Annotated in this window: 15 protein-coding genes; 6 read left to right on the plus strand and 9 right to left on the minus strand. The window is 68.4% G+C overall.

The features are described 5' to 3' along the window. Positions 1-47 precede the first annotated feature (47 nt). From E8D38_RS04060 to rplM, 4 genes are all read right to left on the minus strand, one after another. Complete coding sequence (locus E8D38_RS04060; protein ID WP_140626463.1) at positions 48-758, minus strand: DUF6776 family protein; 711 nt, start codon at positions 756-758, stop codon at positions 48-50. A gap of 19 nt (positions 759-777) precedes the next feature. Next, positions 778-1,815, minus strand: coding sequence for an N-acetyl-gamma-glutamyl-phosphate reductase (gene argC / locus E8D38_RS04065; protein ID WP_140626464.1), 1,038 nt, complete (start codon positions 1,813-1,815; stop codon positions 778-780). 139 nt (positions 1,816-1,954) lie between these two features. Next, positions 1,955-2,347, minus strand: coding sequence for a 30S ribosomal protein S9 (gene rpsI, locus E8D38_RS04070; protein WP_140626465.1), 393 nt, complete (start codon positions 2,345-2,347; stop codon positions 1,955-1,957). 9 nt (positions 2,348-2,356) lie between these two features. After that, positions 2,357-2,785, minus strand: a complete 429-nt coding sequence (gene rplM, locus E8D38_RS04075; RefSeq protein WP_140626466.1) for a 50S ribosomal protein L13 — start codon at positions 2,783-2,785, stop codon at positions 2,357-2,359. 233 nt (positions 2,786-3,018) lie between these two features. Here rplM and E8D38_RS04080 point away from each other — a divergent pair, with 233 nt between their 5' ends. From E8D38_RS04080 to E8D38_RS04090, 3 genes are all read left to right on the plus strand, one after another. Next, positions 3,019-3,750 carry a GNAT family N-acetyltransferase gene (locus E8D38_RS04080; RefSeq protein ID WP_140626467.1) on the plus strand — a complete coding sequence of 244 codons (732 nt, stop codon included), beginning with the start codon at positions 3,019-3,021 and terminating at the stop codon, positions 3,748-3,750. Positions 3,751-3,894: 144 nt separating this feature from the next. Continuing rightward, positions 3,895-4,716, plus strand: coding sequence for a DUF2726 domain-containing protein (locus E8D38_RS04085; protein WP_140626468.1), 822 nt, complete (start codon positions 3,895-3,897; stop codon positions 4,714-4,716). A gap of 41 nt (positions 4,717-4,757) precedes the next feature. Further along, positions 4,758-5,789, plus strand: a complete 1,032-nt coding sequence (locus E8D38_RS04090) for a serine/threonine protein kinase (protein WP_140626469.1) — start codon at positions 4,758-4,760, stop codon at positions 5,787-5,789. Here E8D38_RS04090 and htpG read toward each other — a convergent pair. After that, positions 5,786-7,654 (minus strand): molecular chaperone HtpG, encoded by a 1,869-nt coding sequence (gene htpG, locus E8D38_RS04095; RefSeq protein WP_140626470.1) that lies wholly within the window; start codon positions 7,652-7,654, stop codon positions 5,786-5,788. The genes E8D38_RS04090 and htpG overlap by 4 nt on opposite strands. A gap of 84 nt (positions 7,655-7,738) precedes the next feature. Next, positions 7,739-11,278 (minus strand): alpha-1,6-glucosidase domain-containing protein, encoded by a 3,540-nt coding sequence (locus E8D38_RS04100; protein WP_246099347.1) that lies wholly within the window; start codon positions 11,276-11,278, stop codon positions 7,739-7,741. Positions 11,279-11,651: 373 nt separating this feature from the next. On the opposite strand from E8D38_RS04100, the gene E8D38_RS04105 reads away from it, so the two are divergent. The 3 genes from E8D38_RS04105 to E8D38_RS04115 all read left to right on the plus strand — a co-directional run bounded on the left by E8D38_RS04105 (position 11,652) and on the right by E8D38_RS04115 (position 15,826). Beyond that, positions 11,652-12,926, plus strand: a complete 1,275-nt coding sequence (locus tag E8D38_RS04105) for a cation:proton antiporter (protein WP_246099348.1) — start codon at positions 11,652-11,654, stop codon at positions 12,924-12,926. A 33-nt stretch (positions 12,927-12,959) separates the two neighbouring features. Beyond that, positions 12,960-14,072 carry a YbdK family carboxylate-amine ligase gene (locus E8D38_RS04110; protein WP_140626471.1) on the plus strand — a complete coding sequence of 371 codons (1,113 nt, stop codon included), beginning with the start codon at positions 12,960-12,962 and terminating at the stop codon, positions 14,070-14,072. Positions 14,073-14,215: 143 nt separating this feature from the next. After that, a complete protein-coding gene (locus E8D38_RS04115) occupies positions 14,216-15,826 on the plus strand; it encodes an alpha-amylase family glycosyl hydrolase (protein WP_246099349.1) in 1,611 nt (536 codons plus the stop codon). Positions 15,827-16,167: 341 nt separating this feature from the next. Here E8D38_RS04115 and E8D38_RS28775 read toward each other — a convergent pair whose 3' ends face one another. The 3 genes from E8D38_RS28775 to E8D38_RS04125 all read right to left on the minus strand — a co-directional run bounded on the left by E8D38_RS28775 (position 16,168) and on the right by E8D38_RS04125 (position 19,237). Continuing rightward, entirely contained in the window at positions 16,168-16,353 is a 186-nt protein-coding gene (locus E8D38_RS28775) for a hypothetical protein (RefSeq protein ID WP_246099350.1), read from the minus strand. A 12-nt stretch (positions 16,354-16,365) separates the two neighbouring features. Then, positions 16,366-18,399 (minus strand): molybdopterin-dependent oxidoreductase, encoded by a 2,034-nt coding sequence (locus E8D38_RS04120; RefSeq protein WP_246099351.1) that lies wholly within the window; start codon positions 18,397-18,399, stop codon positions 16,366-16,368. Between the two features lie 106 nt (positions 18,400-18,505). Next, positions 18,506-19,237: an IclR family transcriptional regulator gene (locus E8D38_RS04125; RefSeq protein ID WP_140626473.1), complete on the minus strand. Its 732-nt coding sequence runs from the start codon at positions 19,235-19,237 to the stop codon at positions 18,506-18,508. Positions 19,238-19,334 lie beyond the last annotated feature (97 nt).

The raw sequence follows: 19,334 nt of genomic DNA on the forward strand, positions 1-19,334 counted from the left end.
TGACGGCAATCTGCACCACGCGCAATAAATGTCACTCCGGGGTACTGCTACAGCCGCAGCACCTGCGTCGCCCGCACGCTGCCGCCGCCGTCCAGCACCTTCACCTGCACCTGCTTGACCACGGCGTCGGCGGGGTAGTCGACCACGCCTTCGACACGCTGGTACTGCCGGAACTTCAGCGATCGTGCGCCTCCCGGCATGGGGAAGGTCCACGACCGGCCCTCCAGCTGGCCACTGAGCACCAGCTCATAGCGGCCATTGAATTCCGGCACCGACTTGCCTTGCTGCATCACCAGCAGTTGGTAACGCATCTGGCCCGCCTGTGACGGCTGGGCTTGCAAGCCTCGTACCGTGACCTCTCCGGTCGCACCCGCCGGTAACAACCGTTCGAAGAATCCGAGGTCCGCCCGCAATGCCATGTTGTCGGCTTCGAGCGTGCGAACCTGAGCGGCGAGCCTCTCCTGCGCGACCCGCTCGGCCTTCAAGAGGCTGTCGGCGGTGTTGGCGATCGACTGCGCATGGTCGCGTTCGCTGCGCAGCTGCTCCACCTCCTGCGCGAGCCGCGTCACCTCCGCCCTCGAGCCCCGGTCCAGGCCGGCAATGTCCTTGCCGAATTCGAAGGCCCACAAGGCCAGCGCCGCCGAAAAACCCAGCATCAGTGCAAATGCAGCCCAGCGCAGCGGCCACGGCAGGTGGCTGCGCACGATCATGCGCGGGGCACTGATCGACAGGCGGCGGCGTATCAGCTTCCAGCGCATGCAGCAGCGGCGCCGCGGCTCACGGCAGCACCGGCACCTGGGTCAGCCCCAGGTGCTCGGGTAGCCCGCACATCAGGTTCATGCATTGCACCGCTTGGCCGGAGGCGCCCTTGGTTAGGTTGTCCTCGACCACCAGCACCATCACGGTGTCCGGCTGCGGCTTGTGCACCGCGATGCGGACGGTGTTGCTGGCCCGCACGCTGCGGGTTTCGGGCGCCGACCCGGCCGGCAGCACGTCGACGAACCGTTCGCCCTTGTAGAAGTCCTCGAACAGAGCCTGGAGGTCGGCCGACTGGCCATCGGCATTGAGGCGCCCCCACAGCGTGGAATGGATGCCGCGGATGATGGGCAGCAGGTGCGGCATGAAGATGCAGTTCACCTTGGCGTCGCCTGCGATCGCGCGCAACTGCTGGTTGATCTCGGGGCCGTGGCGATGGCCCTTGACGCCATAGGCCTTGAAGTTGTCGCTGGCCTCGGCCAGGAGCGTGTGGACCTCGGCCTTGCGTCCGGCACCGGACACGCCGGAGGCACAGTTGGCGATCAGGTGGCTCGCGTCCATCAGCCTGTGCTTGAGCAGCGGCGCGAAACCCAGTTGCACCGAGGTGGGGTAGCACCCGGGGTTGCCGATGATGCGCGCCTTGCGGACCGCTTCACGGTTCAGCTCAGGCAGGCCGTAGACGGCTTCGGCCAGCAGGTCGGGGCAGCTGTGCGGCATGCCGTACCAGCGCTCGAACTCGGCCACGTCCTTGAGGCGGAAGTCGGCGGCGAGATCGATGATCTTCACGCCGGCGGCCAGCAGCTCACGAGCCTGGGCCATGGCCACGCCGTGCGGCGTGGCGAAGAAGACGACGTCGCACTCGCTCAGCTTGGCGTCGTCCGGCGTCACGAAGGCGAGGTCAACGTGGCCACGCAGGCTCGGGTACATGTCGGCCACCGGGAGTCCGGCCTCCTTTCGGGAGGTGATGGCCTGCAGCTGCACTTCCGGATGCTGCGACAGCAGTCGCAGCAACTCGACACCGGTGTAGCCGGTACCACCGACGATGCCCACCTTGATCATGACGTGCCTCTGACCTTGTACGGAAAAAGAGAAAACTGATTGTAGGGAGCGCAAATGAAAAGGCCACCGTGAGGTGGCCTCTTGAGGGCTGCAGTCCGCTGCGTATGCAACGAAATGCAGCGGTGTCGGTACAGCTCGATCAGCGCTTGCTGAACTGCTTGCGACGGCGAGCGCCGTGCAGACCGACCTTCTTGCGCTCCACTTCGCGCGCGTCACGCGTCACGAAGCCGGCGCGGCTCAGTTCGGGCTTGAGCGCTGCGTCGTAGTCGATCAGCGCGCGGGTCACGCCATGGCGCACCGCACCGGCCTGGCCGGATTCGCCGCCGCCGTGCACGTTGACCTTGATGTCGAAGGCCTCGGCGTTGTTCGTGAGCAGCAGCGGCTGCTTGACGATCATGATCGAGGTCTGGCGGCCGAAGTATTGCTCCACCGGCTTGCCGTTGACCGTGATCTGGCCCGTGCCCTTCTTGATGAACACACGCGCCACCGACGACTTGCGGCGGCCGGTGCCGTAATTCCAATTGCCGATCATCGCGACTCCTTAGATTTCCAGCGCCTTCGGCTGCTGGGCGGTGTGGGGGTGCGAAGCGCCGGCATACACCTTCAGCTTCTTGATCATCGCGTAGCCCAGGGGACCCTTCGGGAGCATGCCCTTGACGGCCTTCTCCAGAGCGCGGCCGGGATGCTTGGCCTGCATGTCCTTGAACTTGGTGCCATAGATGCCGCCGGGGAAGCCCGAGTGGCGGTAGTACACCTTCTGCTCGGCCTTGTTGCCCGTCACGCGGATCTTGTCGGCGTTGACGATGACGATGAAATCGCCGGTATCGATGTGAGGCGTGTAGATGGCTTTGTGCTTGCCACGCAGACGGAGGGCCACTTCGCTGGCAACCCTGCCGAGAACCTTGTCGGTCGCGTCAATCACAAACCACTCGTGCTTCACATCAGCGGGTTTTGCGCTGAAGGTTTTCATGAAGTACTCGAATGGAGGTTTGGCTCTGGCCGGCGGTCGGTGCCTCTTCTTGCAAGCGAGGCCTCTTAGGCAGGCTCGAACCGCCCGAAGGCGGTCTTTCCCCGTGAGCCGAGTCGAGGAAAGCCGAGCATGATACCGAAAATCAATGACTTGGCCAACCGCCCCACCGGAAATCCACCTTGCGGCATGCCCCTCGGCCCCTATACTAAGTAGAAACCCTTACACCCACCCCCATGCAACCGCCCAAGGACCAGCACCAGAAGGCAGGCGCCACCCCTGGCGGCTCGCCGGCTGACAACCGGGACGTCCCATCGCGTCTGGCTGCGTTGTTCCAGTGGGTGCCGATCCGTTCGCTGGCGCCTCGCCACCGCCCGCGCATCGCCGACCATCTCCTGGCTCTCGAGCCGCATGACCGCTACCTGCGCTTCGGTTATCCCGCCAGCGACGAGCAGGTCCGCAAATATGCCGACACGCTGAACTTCGAACGCGACGAGGTGTTCGGCATCTTCAACCGCCGGCTCCAGCTCATCGCGATGGCCCACCTGGCCTATACGCAGGAGCCGCCACTGCCCAACCACCCGGCCATGGCGGAGTTCGGCGTCTCGGTGGCGAGTTCGGCGCGAGGCAAGGGGTACGGGGCCCGGCTGTTCGACCATGCCGTGATGCATGCGCGCAACCGCGACATCGACACGCTGTTCATCCATGCGCTGAGCGAAAACACCGCCATGCTCAAGATCGCCCGCAAGGCCGGGGCGAAGGTCGAGCGCGACGGCACCGAGTCACAGGCCTTCCTGAAGCTGCCCGAAGACACCCTGGCCACCCAGATGAGCGAGGTGATCGAAGAGCACGCAGCGGAGATGAACTACCGGCTCAAGGTCCATGCCCGCCGTTTCGACGCCTTGCTCGATGCGGTGGCTGAAGTGAAGGCCGCCATCGGCGCCAAATCTCGCGCCGGCCTGGAGTGAGCGCACGCCGCCCTGCGATCCGCCCAGACCTGCCACCCACCTCGGGGATACCTGCCCCAAGGGGCGGTCTATAGGATCGTTTCAGCTTCGACTCTGACCTGAGGGGTGCCGCCGGCGCCCTGTTGGCCGCCCCTCGCAATTGGTATGACACAGGGCAACGCGTGGATTCTTGGCGCCGTGCTGGCGTCTTGCCTGCTGCTGGCACTGGCCGCCTGGTGGCGCAAGCGCTCGCGCAGCCCGGCGCCGCTGCCCGCCGAATGGTCCCTCACCGCCCGGCCCCTGTTCACTGCCGACGAGCGCGCGGTCTACCGCCAGCTGCGTGAGGCGCTGCCGCACCACATCATCCTGGCCAAGCTGCCGCTGGTGCGTTTCTGCCAGCCGCTCGATGCCCAGAAGGTGCGCTACTGGTACGACCTGCTGGGCTCCATCCATGTGAGCTTCGTCGTGTGCAGCGCCAACGGCCGCGTGCTGGCGGCGGTGGACCTCGAAACCGAGCGCCCCAGCTCCCGCCGCGCCGCGCTGATCAAGCAGAACGTGCTGAATGCCTGCCGCGTGCGGCACTTGAAGTGCCACGCCAACCAGCTGCCGTCGATGGCGGAGCTGCAGCTGCTGGTGCCGCACCAAGGCGCAGCGGCCCGGCCCGCGCCGCCGGCGGCCGGCTACACCATCAGCGAGGCTCGCACCACGCTCGCCCACACGGTGCGCGCCCGCCGCGCGGAGCGCTCTGCGCTTTGGCAGGACTCTTCGTTCGCGCAGGACTCGTTCTTCATGCCGGACAGCCGCATCGACACCAACTTCATGCAGAGCGACTTCCACAGCGTGCCACCGGCGCTGGCCCCGGAAGCCGAGCGCCGGCCCGCGCCAGCAAGAGCCTCCGCGGCGGCGGCCCAGCCGCATGAGCGCGACCTGCAGATCGGCGGCGTGGTGATCGACTCGCTGGCCGCGGCCCACGGCGGCAGCCCCTGATACCGGCCCGGGCGCCTGCCCGCACCACGTACGATGCGTGGATGCAAAACGACACTGCCCCAGGCGCTCTGCCCTTTGCCCAGCTGACACCCGATGCGGTGCTCGACGCGCTCGACAGCGTCGGGCTGCGTGGCGATGGCCGCCTGCTGCAGCTCAATTCCTATGAGAACCGGGTGGTGCAGGTGCACCTCGAGGACGGCCGCATCATCGTGGCCAAGTTCTACCGACCGCAGCGCTGGAGCGATGCGCAGATCCTCGAGGAACATGCCTTCGCGCTCGAACTGGCCGCGGCGGAAGTCCCCGTGGTGGCACCGCTCGTCCTCGAGCGCACCGACACGAGCGGCCCTCTGCTTCTGGGCGACCCGCCCACGCTGGCCCGCCAGGGCGAGATGCGCTGGGCGGCCAGCCCGCGCTGCGGCGGCCGAGCCCCGGAACTGGACGACGACGAGGTGCTCACCTGGGTCGGACGCTTCATCGGCCGGCTGCATGCCGTGGCGCGGCAGCGCTCCTTCGAACATCGCCCGCGCTGGGACGGGGTCGCCCCCGCGCGAGCCGCGTTCGACTGGCTGCTGGCCAGCGAAATGATCCCGCCCGACGCGCTGCCCGCATGGCAGCGCACCGCCGAGCAGGCCATGGCTGCCATCGCCCGGCACTTCGACGCGGTGCCCGGCCTGCGCCAGCAGCGCCTGCATGGCGACGTGCACGTGGGCAACCTGCTGTGGACGCCCGATGCCGGCCCGCACTTCGTCGATCTCGACGATGCCTGCACCGGCCCCGCCGTGCAGGACCTGTGGATGCTGCTGCCCGGCGAGCGCTCGGTGAGCGGCCGTGCGCTGGCCTGCCTCCTCGAGGGCTACACCACCTTCTGCGACTTCGACGAACGCGAGCTGTCGCTGATCGAGCCGCTGCGCACGGTGCGGCTCATCCACTACAGCGGCTGGCTGGCGCGGCGCTGGAGCGACCCGGCGTTCCCCGCCGCCTTTCCCTGGTTCGGCAGCTCGGCCTACTGGGCCGAGCAGACCACCCGGCTGCGCCAGCAGCTCGAGGCAATGGAAGACCAGCCGACCGGCTAGCCCGCCAGCAGGGTGTTGACGCGCCGTACGTAGGCCGCCGGGTCTTCCAGGTGCCCGCCCTCGGCCAGCAGCGCCTGGTCGAACAGGATGTTCGCCAGATCTTCGAAGCGCTCGCTGCCGTCCAGCTTCTTCACCAGCGCATGCTCGGGGTTCACCTCGAGGATGGGCTTCGCGTTCGGGGCCTCCTGGCCGGCCTGCTTGAGCAGGCGGGCCAGATGGCCGCTCATGTCGCCCTCTTCCACCACCAGGCAGGCCGGCGAATCGACCAGCCGCGTGGTCACGCGCACGTCCTTGGCCTTGCCGGCCAGCGCCGTCTTCAGGCGCTCGAGCACCGGCTTGAAGCTTTCGGCTGCCGCCTCGGCCTGCTTCTTCTCTTCTTCGTCCTGCAGCTTGCCGAGGTCCACCGCGCCCTTGGCCACGCTCTGCAGCGGCTTGCCCTCGAACTCGTACAAGTGCGAGAGGAGCCACTCGTCCACCCGGTCGGTCAGCAGCAGCACCTCGATGCCCTTCTTGCGGAAGATCTCGAGCTGCGGGCTGCTCTTGGCGGCGGCCAGCGTGTCGGCGGTGATCACGTAGACGGCCTCCTGGCCTTCCTTCATGCGGCTCGCATAGTCGGCCAGCGACACGCCCTCGTCGGCATGCGTGGACGAAAACCGCAGCAGCTTGGCCAGCCGTTCCCGGTTGGCGAAGTCCTCGCCCATGCCTTCCTTCAGCACCGCGCCGAACTCGCGCCAGAACTCTGAGTACTTGTCCTTCTGGTTCTCCGCGATGTCTTCCAGCATCGACAGCACCCGCTTGGTCGAACCTTCGCGGATGGCCTTCACGTCACGGCTTTCCTGCAGCAGCTCTCGGCTCACGTTGAGCGGCAGGTCGGCGCTGTCGATCACGCCCTTGATGAAGCGCAGATAGGTCGGCATCAGCGCCTCGGCGTCGTCCATGATGAACACGCGCTTGACGTACAGCTTCACGCCGCCGCGCTTGTCGCGGTTCCACAGGTCATAGGGCGCCTTGGCCGGGATGTAGAGCAGCTGGGTGTATTCGCTGCGGCCTTCGACCCGGTTGTGGGTGTAGGCCAGGGGCGGCGTGCTGTCGTAGGACAGCTGCTGGTAGAAGGCCTGGTACTCGGCGTCGGTGATGTCGGCCTTGCTGCGCGTCCACAGGGCGGCCGCCTTGTTGATGGTCTCCCACTCGTCCTTCGTCACCTGCTCCTGCTTTTCCTGGTCCCACTCCTCCTTGCGCATCAGGATCGGCAGCGAAATGTGGTCGGAATACTTGCCAACGATGGACTTGATCTTCCAGCCGCTCAGGAATTCCTCGGCGTCGTCGCGCAGGTGCAGGGTCACGTCGGTGCCCCGCTTGTCACGGTGGATGGTCTCGACCTCGAAATCGCCGGTGCCCTCGCTCACCCAGCGCACGCCCTCTTCCGGCGTCAGGCCGGCCCGGCGCGATTCGACGGTGATGCGGTCGGCCACGATGTAGCCGCTGTAGAAGCCCACGCCGAACTGGCCGATCAGCTGGGCGTCCCTGGCCTGCTCGCCGGAAAGCTTGCCCATGAACTCGCGCGTGCCGCTCTTGGCGATGGTGCCCAGGTGCTCGATCGCCTCCTGGGCCGACATGCCGATGCCGTTGTCGCTGATCGTGATGGTCTTGGCGGCCTTGTCGAACGAGATGCGCACCTCGAGGTTGGGCGCATCCTCGAACAGCGCGTTGTCGTTCAGCGCTTCGAAACGCAGCTTGTCGCAGGCGTCCGACGCGTTGGAGATCAGCTCGCGCAGGAAGATCTCCTTGTTCGAATACAGCGAGTGGGTCACGAGGTGCAGCAGCTGCTTGACCTCGGCCTGGAACGAAAGCTTCTGTTTTTCCATGGTCGTCTAAGGGTTGAGATGGCCTCCAGCGGCCCGGCGCGCGGGAGATTGGGGGCGATTCTGACCCTTTCAAGGCAGTGCACCTCAATTCACCACATAGACGACGGCCGAGCGGGCCGGCAGCGTGAAGCGGCCGGTGGCCGGCTCGTAGGCCGCGCTCGTCTTCACGCGTGTGTCGGCCGCCGATGCCGAGTCCTGCACCGGGTGCAGCACATAGGCCTTGCCCTTTTCCGCGTCGATGGTCACCTGCTGCGCGGTCTTGTCGACGTTGACGAAATACATCAGCTCCTTGAAGCCGGCCCCGGCGTAGCCGTTGCCGTCGAGGTGGCCCACGATCACCACCGGGTTCTGCGTCGAGCCGGTGTTGTGGAACCGGAGCCGGGCCTTGATGTCGTCGGCCGTGCGCAGGCGCAGCAGTGTCGTGCTCGAACGGATCTTCAGCAGGTCGCGGAACATGTCGCGGGCCAGGGCGATGTCGGCGGCCGCCGGCTTGATGCCGCCGTTGGCCAGCAGCGGCTTGATCACCGGGTAGTTGTCGCCGTTGTCCCCGGCCGGCGGCGCGCCGGTGCCGAAGTAGTTGTCGCCGTAGGTCCAGTCGATACGGTTGAACCAGTCGCCCGAGTTGTAGCTGTTGCGGTCCAGGCTCTTCGAGCGCAGCGTGTCGATGCCGGCGTGGAAGTAGCTCACGCCCTGGCTGAACACGTTGAGCGCGGCCCCCAGCATCTGCACCCGCGCACGGTCGGCGGTGCTGGTGGTCATGGGCAGCTTGTAGACGTTGATGTCGAACAGCGTCTGGTTGTCGTGGTTCTCCACGTAGTTGACCACCTCGCCCGGCTGCGTCACGTAGCCGGCCGGCTGGCCGCCGTAGTCGAGCTGCTGCAGCTGCCGGGTCGCATCCCAGTGGGTGACGAGCGGGTAGTCGCGAATGGACCCGGCCAGCCCCACCTTCACCATGTCGGCCGCCCACATCAGGTCGGTGCGGCTGCGGTTCGCGCCGCTGCCGTTGTCGTCGTAGAACAGGCCGTTGATGAAGCCCTGGTTGCTCACCAGACTGGTGCCGCCGTCGAACGGGCCGCCGCCGCGGATGTGGTCGCGCGCCCGGTCGCTGAAGGTGCCGATGCCCGAGCCGTTGAGCGACAGCTGCGAGGCCTGCACGAAGCGCGCGCCGTCGGCCACCTCGCCGAAGTTCCAGCCCTCGCCGATGAGCTGCACCTCGCGTCCGGCCGCGGCGGTGAGCTTCGCCTTCATGTCTTCCATCACCGCCCGCGGCTGGTGCGCCATGAGGTCGAACCGGAAGCTGTCGACCTTGTACTGCGTGGCCCAGGTGAGCGCCGAGTCGATCATGAGCTTGCCCATCATCGCGTTCTCGGTGGCGGTGTTGTCGCAGCAGGTCGACTTCTCCACCGCGCCCATCGCGTTCAGGCGGTGGTAGTAGCCCGGCACGATGCGATCGAGCACCGACTTCTCGGTCTGGCCGGAGGCGCTGGTGTGGTTGTAGACCACGTCCATGCCCACCCGCAGGCCGGCGGCGTGCAGCGCCATCACCATCTGGCGGAACTCGACGATGCGCTTCGCGCCGTCGGCCGCATCGGTGGCATAGCTGCCTTCGGGCGCGGTGTAGTGGTAGGGGTCGTAGCCCCAGTTGAAGCAGTCCGCATCGCGCACCGCGCCGATGGCCGCCTGCTGCGTCTCGTCGGCCGGGCCGCCGGTCACGCTGGGCGTCACGCAGCCCGACTCCGGCACGGTGGCGATGTCGAACACCGGCAGCAGGTGCACATCGGTCAGGCCGGACTGGGCCAGCGCCTTCAGGTGCTTCATGCCGTTGGACGAGCCCTCGGTGAAGGCCAGGTACTTGCCGCGATGGGCCGCCGGCACCGACGCGTCGTTGATCGAGAAGTCGCGCACGTGCAGCTCGTAGATGGTCATGTCGACCTGCGACGCCACCGTGGCAGGCACCGGCGTGTTGTCCCAGCCCGCGGGCTTCAGGTTCGCCGCCGACAGGTCGGCGATGAAGCTGCGCCGGGAGTCGGTGGTGAGGCTCACCGAGTACGGGTCGGTCACGAAGTTGCGCACGAGGCCGACACCCCGCACGAACACCTCGACGGCGAAGCGGTAGTACTTGCCCGACAGGTCGCCGCTGCGCGCGGCGCTCCACACGCCGGTGGCCGCATCGAAGGCCATCTCGTCGTAGGTCACCGCAGGGCCGGTGCCCGAGTCATAGGTGTAGACGGTGACCTTCTGGGCGGTGGGGGCCCACAGCTTGAAGCGCGTGGAGCCGCCGGCGATCGACACGCCGAGGTCGTTCACCGCGGTGGCTGCGGCATACAGGTCGTCCAGGGCACCCGCCACCTGGGCGGTGGTGGCGTTGCGCACCTTGCCGGCGGCGTCTTCCTGCACCAGCAGCAGCTGCGACTTGTGCAGGCTGCCCAGTTGCGCCACGTCGGCGTCCTTCACCGTCAGCACGACGCCCGCCTCCACATACCTGAAGCGCTCGGCCGCCGCACCAGGCACGCTGCCGCTGAAGACGTCCAGCGTGACCGAGCCGTCTGCGCCGCTCACGGCCGCATCCTTGGCGGCGGCGATCTGGCCCCGGGCCGAGTGATAGAGCTTGAAGACGCCCGAGCCGTCCACACGCGGCCACTTGATGAGCCGCTTGTCGAGCCAGTAGGCCTTCGCATCGGTCGTCGACACCGCACGCGTGTCGGGCGCCGAGGTGTAGACCGTCGCATCGCCCTGCACCAGCCACACGTCGCCCACCTGGCCGGCCACCGCACTCAGCGCGGCATAGTCGACCTTGATGTTGTCGTCGCGGCCGTCCTTGTCGTTCTCGTTCGGCGCCATGCCGTGGATGATGAATTCGAGCGCCTTGCGGTTGGCCGGATCGTCCTTCGGGTTGAGCACCGGGATCTCGAACACCACCTCGCCGGCGCCCGTGCTCGGGTTGTTGAAGTCAGTGAAGGCCACCGGCGCATTCCACACGCCGATGGTCACGCCGGCCTTGAGGCCGGCGACGTCGATGCCGCTGCCGTCCCAGATGTGCACGCCCCAGTTCGCATAGGCCGCGTCGTAGCGCTTGTAGTGCACCCGCACCGCCCGGATGTCCGGCGCACCGGCCGAGATGGGATTCGTGAGGTAGGTGGTCGCATCGCCCTCGATGCGCCAGATCTCGTTCCTGCCGGCCACCAGCACATGGCGCTGGTCGGCGCCGCCGTGGTCCTTGGTGTCGCCGTTGTGGAAGAGGTAGCCCACCTCGCCCGTGGCGGCCTGCAGCGGCACCTCGTAGATGGCGCCGAAGGCATCGCTGCCGCTCGGGTTCCAGCCGACGTTCCAGCCGGGGTCCTTGCCGGCGCCCCAGCTGTGCACCTGCCAGCCGGCGGTGTTGCCATCGAGCCGGCGGTAGTGGATGGTCAGCGAGGTCGCGCCACCGCCGCCGCCCGGCGACGAGGCGGCCGGCACGGCCGCCAGCACGGTGGCGAATTCGGTGCTGTTGCCCACGTCCAGCGGGTTCGGGGCCGGAGCCGAACTACCGTCGCCGCCACCGCAAGCGGACACCAGCGCCACACCTGCCAGAGCGCATGCCGAAGCAAACGCCCTGGCCCATGAAACGACGATCGAACTGTTCACCTTGACTCCTCTTTGGCCAGCTTTCGCCGCATCGTATGGAGTCAAACTACACACACATCACAGGGCGTTCCCTAGGTTGAGGCATGTTCTTGCTGTAGTTTCAGCGGCCTCACGGCGAACTACGGTAATGAAACTACTTTGCCGCCGCCGCTGCTACATCCGCGGAGCGCCGGCACCTTCCTGCAGTCCTACAAGCGCCCGACGCCGATGCCGACGAGCCACCTCCGGGGAGGCCCCTATCCTGCGTTGACCTTCGGTCACGCGCCGGCACAAACAGTCACAAGCCGCCGCCCTCGTCGCCACGCTCCATCCCATCTAGAGTTGGCGACCTCTCCCACCCAACCAGAAGCCCGGCACACGGGCCCGCCGATGCATGAGCGTTTCATTCCATAGCCAGACCCTGCTGTCCTACGTCGCCTCGGCGGCATCGTCCGCCCCGCTGTACACGCTCGAAGGTCTGCGCAGTGCCGATCCGGTGCTGGGGCTGGCGCTGCTGATGATCGTGGCGCTGGTGGCGGGTGAGCTGGTGCACCGGCTCACCCGGCTGCCGCGCGCCGTGGGCCAGATGCTGGTGGGCGCCCTGGCCAGCCCGCTGGCCATGCGCCTCCTCGACCGCACCGACCTCGACCCATGGAAGCCGCTGATCGACCTGGCCGTGGGCATGCTGGTGTTCGAGCTGGGCAGCCGCATCCGCCCGCGCTGGCTGATCGACAACCCGTGGCTCACCCTCAGCTGCATCTGCGAGGCGGCGTTCGCCGGCCTCGCGGTGACCTGGGCCCTGATGCTGCTGGGCGCCCCCGCCTATTCGGCGGTGCTGGCAGGGGCCGTGGCCATGTCCACCTCGCCGGTCATCACGATGACGGTGATCCACGAGGCACAGCCGCGCGGCCAGGTCACCGAGCGGGTGCTGATGATGGCCGCGCTCAACAGCGTGCTGGCGGTGCTGGCACTGAAGGCCTGGCGCGTCGTCGTGTCGGCCGATGCGGCCGCCCCCGGGGTGGACTGGCAGCCCGCTTTGGTGAATGCCGTCTACGTGCTGGCCGGCTCCTTCCTGCTCGGGGCGGCGGCCGGCATCGCGCTCACCTACCTCGCGCGCTGGGTGCCGCGCAGCACCACCAGCCTTGCCGTGCTGCAGATCGCGCTGGTGGTGCTGGCCGCCATGCTGGCCGCGCAATGGATGCTGTCGCCGCTGCTGGCCCTGCTGCTGGCCGGCGTGGTGGCACGCGCGCGCATGAGCCACCACCTCACCGTCGAGCCCCAGCTCGGCAGCGCCGGCGCGGCCCTCACGGTGCTGCTGTTCCTGTCGATCGGCGTGCTGTCCACGCTCGACGACCTGGTGCGGCTGTGGCCGTGGGTGCTCGCCATCCTGCTGGCACGCCTGCTCGGCAAGGCGGCGGCCGTCTTCGCACTGGCGCGCCCCAGCGGCCTGGGCTGGCACCAGGCGGCCGCGCTGACGCTGGCGCTGCAACCCATGACCAACGTGGCGGTGCTGCTGGCCGCCACCACCTTCGGCTGGCCGGGCGAAACGCCGGCGCCTGACGCCGCGATGCTGCAGTCGCTGCTGATCGCCACCACGCTGATGCAGCTGAGCGGCCCCTGGTGGACGCAGCTCGGCCTGAGCACCATCGCCCGGGAAACCAAGGGCTGAGCCCGCCGCCCGCCGGCCACTTCAGGAGCACACATGCCGCTGCAAGACTTCGCCACCTCAGAAGCGCTGACCATGGGCGTCGAGCTCGAGCTGCAGCTCGTCAGCACCCATGATTTCGACCTCGTGCCGCAGGCCGAGGACCTGCTGCGCGAAACCGCCAGGCACACCGGCGCCTGGGACATCAAGCCCGAGATCACGCGCAGCATGATCGAGATCGGCACCTCCATCCAGCGCGAACATGCGCCGCTGGTGGCCGAGCTGCGCGACATGCGCGACCAGCTCGCCCGCGCGGCCCGCAAGCTCAACATCGCCATCGCCGGCGGCGGCACGCACGCCTTCCAGCACTGGAGCGAGCAGCAGATCTTCCCGACCGAGCGCTTCCGCTACATCAGCGAGCTGTACGGATACCTGGCCAAGCAGTTCACCGTGTTCGGCCAGCACGTGCACATCGGCTGCCCCAACGGCGACGACGCGCTGTGGCTGCTGCATGCGCTGTCGCGCTACGTGCCGCACTTCATCGCGCTGTCGGCCTCCTCGCCCTTCGTGCAGGGGCAGGACACCGGCTTCGACTCGGCGCGGCTGAATTCGGTGTTCGCTTTCCCGCTGTCGGGCCGCGCGCCGTTCACCCGCAGCTGGGACGAGTTCAACGTCTTCTTCGACAAGATGACGGCCACCGGCGTCGTGCAGTCGATGAAGGACTTCTACTGGGACATCCGGCCAAAGCCGGAGTACGGAACCATCGAGCTGCGGGTGTGCGACACGCCGCTCACGGTGGAAAAGGCCGCGGCTCTGGCCTGCTACCTGCAGACCATCTGCCGCCACCTGCGCGAGGAGCAGCCCTTCGAGCCCACCGAGGACGACTACCTCGTCTACACCTTCAACCGGTTCCAGGCCTGCCGCTTCGGGCTCGACGGCGAGATCGTCGACCCCAAGACCAAGACGCGCCAGAAGCTGCGTGACGACATCCTGCGCACGCTCGCGCGCATCGACGGCCATGCGCTCGACCTCCGGGCCCTGGATGCGATGAACCTGATCCGCGACTCGCTGTTCGCCAGCAACGACGCCGGCTGGCTGCGCCAGCAGCGGCGCGAGCATCGCGCGCTGTCGGCCACCGTTGAGCAGGCGGCGATGCGGTGGATGGGCTGACCGAGGAGCCGGACTACATACCCATCTCAGGACTTTCCCTCGGTTCCCGATAGTAACCATCGCTCTTGCACGCCAAGCTGTTGCGCAAAGCAAAGTAGGCAAACTACATTTCCGCCGGTCATCCAGACCCACAGGAAATGTGCATGCCCACCCGTAAGCTCCTGCCCTTGCTGGCCCTGGCCGTCGCGTCCTGCGGAGGCGGCGGCTCCAGCGCCGGCGGCGGCACCGACCTGCCCTCCGTGGACACCAGCACCGTGAGCGCCAGCGACCCGGGCAGCACCCTGCCGGCCGAGTGGCACACCGGCGTGTTCATGGAGATCTATGTCCGCGGCTACAAGGACAGCAACGGCGACGGCATCGGCGACCTCAAGGGCGTGACGCAGAGCCTCGACTACCTGAAGGCGCTGGGCATCAGCGGCATCTGGCTCATGCCCATCACGAAGAGCCAGGACCGCGACCACGGCTACGCGGTCACCGACTACCGCGACATCGAGCCGCAGTACGGCACGCTCGCCGACTTCGACGAACTGCTGCGCGAGGCGCATGCCCGCGGCATCGGCGTGATCCTCGATTACGTCATCAACCACAGCGCCGCCCAGCATCCCGCCTTCGTCAATTCGAAAGCCGCCGCAGACAACGCCTTCCGCCCCTGGTTCGTCTGGCAGGCCACCAAGCCCGGCGGCTGGAACATCTACGGCAAGGACCCGTGGTACGCCACCGGCAACGGCGCCTACTTCGCCGCCTTCTGGGACCAGATGCCCGACTTCAACCTGCGCAACCCGGCGGTGCTGTCCTGGCATCACGACTCGATGCGCTTCTGGCTCAACCGTGGCGTGGACGGCTTCCGCTTCGACGCGGTGGGCCACCTGGTCGAGAACGGCCCGCAGGCCTGGGACTCGCAGCCCGAGAACCACACCATCATGAGCGGCGTGCGGCGCCTGCTCGACGGCTATGCGCAGCGCTACATGGTCTGCGAGGCGCCGAATGCGTCGCTCGGCTTCGCCGACCCGGCTGCAGGCTGCGGCAGCGCCTTCGCCTTCGGGCACAACCACGACATCGTCAACGCGGCCAAGGGTGCACCGAGCGCGGTGAAGCTGGTGGCCGACTACTTCAAGACCGCGCCCGGCTCGATCGCCACCATGGTGTCGAACCACGACAGCTTTGCAGGCGAGCGGCTTCACGACCAGCTGGGCGGCAACGCGGCGCAATACCGGCTGGCCGCGGCCACCTACCTGCTGCAGCCCGGCACGCCGTTCATCTACTACGGCGAGGAAATCGGCATGGCGGGCGGCGCCGGCCTTTCCGGCGACCACAAGCTGCGCACGCCGATGAGCTGGACCGCCCAGGCGAGCGGCTTCACCTCGGGCACACCGTTTCGCGCGCCCTCGGCCAACATGGCCACCCACAACGTGGCCGCCCAGCAGGCCGACGCGAACTCGCTGCTCAACTTCTACAGAAGCCTGATCGCCCTGCGCAATGCCACGCCGTCGCTGGCCCGCGGCCGCTACGAATTCGCGGCCGCAGCCGGCAGCGTGATGAGCTTCCAGCGCAGCCTGGGCAACGAACGCACGGTGGTCGCCTTCAACTACGGCGCGCAGTCCGCGACCGCCGCGCTCGCCAGCCTGCCGGCCCATGCGACGCTCACGCAGCTGTGGCCCGCCTCGGGCGCCGGCACCATGGTGTCGGCCGACGCCGGCGGCAACGCCGCCGTGAACCTCGGCGCACAAGCGGTGGCCGTGTTCCGGGTGCAGTGATGTCTGGGAAGGAAGAAGGTGTGAGCCACCACCGGATTGGCGGCGCTTGTCGGTAGCGCCTGCGTCCGGCGGTGTCCACGAAACCGGGGAGCTGGAACGGCAGCACCGTTGCTGGTGAAGGTGCTGCCGCCGTCGAATTGGCGCCCCTGTTGTGACAGCTCTTGCGAGATGCCGAAGGGCCCGGGGCGCGACCCATCACGTTCGCCACCGTCTCGTCCGCCCGGTCTTGCGAACCCTGCACGAGTGGTGACGACGGACTCCATTCTGGCGGCCTGACGCCGCCCGTGAATCACCAAAACGAGGGAGCTTTCCCCCTCATTTCCGGGTGTTGAAGCCGCGGCTCAATGCAGCGGCGCCAGCTCGACGGCCACCCCGCTCAGCACCGCGTTCCCCGAGAGCGGATCGCGCGCGTTCTCGCTCAGCAGGGCATTGAGGTTGACGCCCGGCCGCTCGGACGCGACATGCATCACCGTGCCGGGCACGTCGTGTCCCCAGCCGTGCGGCAGGCTCACCACGCCGGGCATCATCGCGTCGCTCAGCTAGACGATCGCGTCCACCGACTGGCCGTTGACGCCGGTGATGCGGGCCGGCGCGCCGTCCTGCAGGCCCCGCCTCTGCGCATCGGCCGGGTGCACGAGGGCCGTGCAGCGGAACGGCCCCTTCGCCAGCGTGGGCAGGTTGTGCAGCCAGCTGTTGTTGCAGCGCACCTGGCGGCGGCCGATGACCACCAGCTCGGGCGCCGGCTGCGCCAGCTCGGCCTCGACACGCGGCAGGTCCGCCATCACCAGCGCGGGCGCCAGCTCGACCTTGCCCGAGGGCGTGCGCAGCACTTCGGGAATGCGCGGCTGCATCGCACCCAGGTCGATGCCGCCGGGCGCCGCCTTCACCTTCGCCAGCGTGAGCCCGTCGGGTCTGGCGCCGAACTGGTCGCCATAGGGCCCGGCACGCAGCGCGGCCTCGAGCAGGCGCTCGGGGCCCTTGTAGCGCGACACCGCCGCCATCACCGCGTCGGCATGCGCGCCGGCAGTCCTGGCCAGCTCGGCCTTCAGCAGCTCGTCGTCGAGCCAGGGCACGTCGACCTGCGCCCCGCGGCCCTGCAGGATGCCGGTGAGCCTGAGCAGGATCTCCCATTCGGCCGGCCGCCCGGGCGGCGCTTCGAAGACCGGCGCGCTGTAGCGCGCATGGTTGCGGTGCGAAAGCTGCGGGAAGGCCGCGTCGTAGTGGGACTCCTCGAACGGCGACAGGCCGGGCAGGATCACGTCGGCATGGCGCGTGGTTTCGTTGAGGTAGATGTCCACGCACACCATGAAGTCCAGCTGCTCCAGCGCCGCCGCCAGCCGCCGGCCGTTGGGTGCCGACAGCACCGGATTGGCCGCCACCGTGAGCAGCGCGCGCATGCGGCCTTCACCGGGCGTTTCGATCTCTTCGGCCATGCACCCCGCCGGCAGTTCGCCGAAGACCTCGGGCGCACCGCTCACGCGGCTCCTGTGCCGCCCCACCACGATGCCGCGCCCGCTGCCGGGCCGTCCGACCGAGTTCTGCTGGAAGGCCGCGGCCTTGGGGAACATCGCACCGCCGGGCGCGTCGAGGTGGCCGGTCAGCACGTTGAGCACGTCGATCAGCCAGCTCGCCAGCGTGCCGAAGCTCTGGGTGCAGGTGCCGATGCGGCCGTACACCGCTGCCCGCTCCGCCCGCGCCAGGTCGCGCGCGAGCTGGCGGATGGTGGCGGCCTCGATGCCGCAGCGCGGCGCCATGCGTTCGGGCGCATGGCCGGTGGTCGCCTCGGCCACGGCCTCGAGCCCGGCCACGTGCGGCGCGAGGTGCTTGAGGTTCACCAGCCCTTCGTCGAACAGCGTGTGCACCATGCCCAGCAGCAGGTACACGTCACCGCCGGGCCGGATGAACAGGTGCCGGCTGGCCAGCTCTGCCGTCTCGGTGCGTCGCGGGTCCACCACCACCAGCTGGCCGCCGCGTGCACGCAGCGCCTTGGCCTTGCCGCGGAAGTCGGGCACCGTCCACATGCTGCCGTTGCTCACCGCCGGGTTCGCGCCCAGCATCAGCAGGAAGTCGCAGCGCTCGATGTCGGGCACCGCCACGCTCAGCCAGTGGCCGAACATCAGCCCGGAGGACAGCTGCTTGGGCATCTGGTCGAGCGTGGAGGCCGAGAAGTAGTTGCGGGTGCCCGCCGCGCGGATGAGCCGAGGCAGGTAGACCGAGATGCCCATCTTGTGCACGCTCGGGTTGCCGAGCACGAGGCCCAGCGCGTCGCGGCCGTGCTGCTCGATCAGCGGCATCAGCCGGCGCTCGATCTCGGCGAACGCCTCGTCCCAGGTGGCCTCGACCAGCCGGCCGTCGCGCCTGACCAGCGGCGTGCGCAGGCGGTCGGGGTCTTCGTGCAGGTCCTTCAGTGCCACGCCCTTGGGGCAGATGTAGCCGGCGCTGAACACGTCTTCCTCGTGGCCGCGGATGGAGATCACGCGGCCTTCGGCCACCTTCAGTTCCAGCCCGCAGCAGGCCTCGCACAGTGGGCAGATGCGGTGGACGGTGGTTGCGTTCGCGGCTGGCTGGGTCATGGCTGGCCTCTTTCGAGCGTGGGAAGGTGCCAGCATGATCGGCCGGCCGTGCGAAGGCAATGATGTGTGGGGTCATGGCCGGCAGCTATCACCGGCGCGACAGGCCTCAGGTCGCCGGCTCGGGGTATTCCCCACCCAGCGCCGCCGTGATGCGCCGCGCGGCCAGCTTCACCGGCCCGGCAAAGCCGGCATCGAGGCGCGGCGCGGGCATGGTGAGCGTCACCGCCCCCAGCAGCTCGCCGCCGGCGCCGAACACCGGGGCCGACACGCCGGCCAGCTCGGGCAGGCGATCGCCCTGCAGCACCGCCACCTGGTCGCGGCGGATCTGTGCGTAACGCGCGCCGCGCGCACCGGCAAACGCCATCAGCACGCGCCCGCCGGCGCCGCGGTCCAGCGGCAGCAGGTCGCCCGGCCTGGTGTGGTCGCGCACCGGCTGCGGCGAATCGACCCGGTACAGGCACAACCGATGCTCGCCCTGGCGCACATGGAAGGCGGCGCTCTCGCGGGTGCGGGCCACCAGGTCGCGCAGCACCGGCATCACCACCGCCTCGAGCGAAAACGCGGAGGCGTAGACGCCGTGCAGCCGCGCCACCTCGGGCCCCAGCGCATAGCGCCCGTCGGCCGAGCGCTGCACCAGGCCGGCGTGTTCGAGCGACGCGAGCAGGCGCAGCACCGTGCTCTTGTAGAGCCGGGTGCGCTCGGCCAGCTCGGCAAGCGACAGCACCGCCGCGCCGGGGCGGAATGCCGCCAGCAGCGACAGCGCACGGTCCACGGCCGCCGCCCCGCCGGGGGCGGCCTGCTGGTCGGCGACGGAAGGTTGGGCAGCTTTTCTCGGCATGGGCAAAAGGCGGCCGGCCTCCGGCTTGACACACCCGGCGGCGCCACCCATACTTTTTTAGAACACTATTCCATCTTATAGAACCATCTGGCAACGT

The sequence above is a fragment of the Methylibium rhizosphaerae genome (genome assembly GCF_006386545.1).
In the GTDB taxonomy this organism is placed as follows: Bacteria; Pseudomonadota; Gammaproteobacteria; order Burkholderiales; family Burkholderiaceae_C; genus Pseudorivibacter; species Pseudorivibacter rhizosphaerae.

Bases quoted from the DNA above. Each gene is read 5' to 3' on its own strand.
- argC (WP_140626464.1), bottom strand. From the start codon at position 1,815: ATGATCAAGGTGGGCATCGTCGGTGGTACCGGCTACACCGGTGTCGAG.
- E8D38_RS04085 (WP_140626468.1), top strand. From the start codon at position 3,895: ATGACACAGGGCAACGCGTGGATTCTTGGCGCCGTGCTGGCGTCTTGC.
- E8D38_RS04115 (WP_246099349.1), top strand. From the start codon at position 14,216: ATGCCCACCCGTAAGCTCCTGCCCTTGCTGGCCCTGGCCGTCGCGTCC.
- E8D38_RS04125 (WP_140626473.1), bottom strand. From the start codon at position 19,237: ATGCCGAGAAAAGCTGCCCAACCTTCCGTCGCCGACCAGCAGGCCGCC.
- E8D38_RS04060 (WP_140626463.1), bottom strand. From the start codon at position 758: ATGCGCTGGAAGCTGATACGCCGCCGCCTGTCGATCAGTGCCCCGCGC.
- E8D38_RS04105 (WP_246099348.1), top strand. From the start codon at position 11,652: ATGAGCGTTTCATTCCATAGCCAGACCCTGCTGTCCTACGTCGCCTCG.
- rpsI (WP_140626465.1), bottom strand. From the start codon at position 2,347: ATGATCGGCAATTGGAATTACGGCACCGGCCGCCGCAAGTCGTCGGTG.
- htpG (WP_140626470.1), bottom strand. From the start codon at position 7,654: ATGGAAAAACAGAAGCTTTCGTTCCAGGCCGAGGTCAAGCAGCTGCTG.
- rplM (WP_140626466.1), bottom strand. From the start codon at position 2,785: ATGAAAACCTTCAGCGCAAAACCCGCTGATGTGAAGCACGAGTGGTTT.
- E8D38_RS04110 (WP_140626471.1), top strand. From the start codon at position 12,960: ATGCCGCTGCAAGACTTCGCCACCTCAGAAGCGCTGACCATGGGCGTC.
- E8D38_RS04090 (WP_140626469.1), top strand. From the start codon at position 4,758: ATGCAAAACGACACTGCCCCAGGCGCTCTGCCCTTTGCCCAGCTGACA.
- E8D38_RS04120 (WP_246099351.1), bottom strand. From the start codon at position 18,399: ATGACCCAGCCAGCCGCGAACGCAACCACCGTCCACCGCATCTGCCCA.
- E8D38_RS04080 (WP_140626467.1), top strand. From the start codon at position 3,019: ATGCAACCGCCCAAGGACCAGCACCAGAAGGCAGGCGCCACCCCTGGC.
- E8D38_RS28775 (WP_246099350.1), bottom strand. From the start codon at position 16,353: ATGATGCCCGGCGTGGTGAGCCTGCCGCACGGCTGGGGACACGACGTG.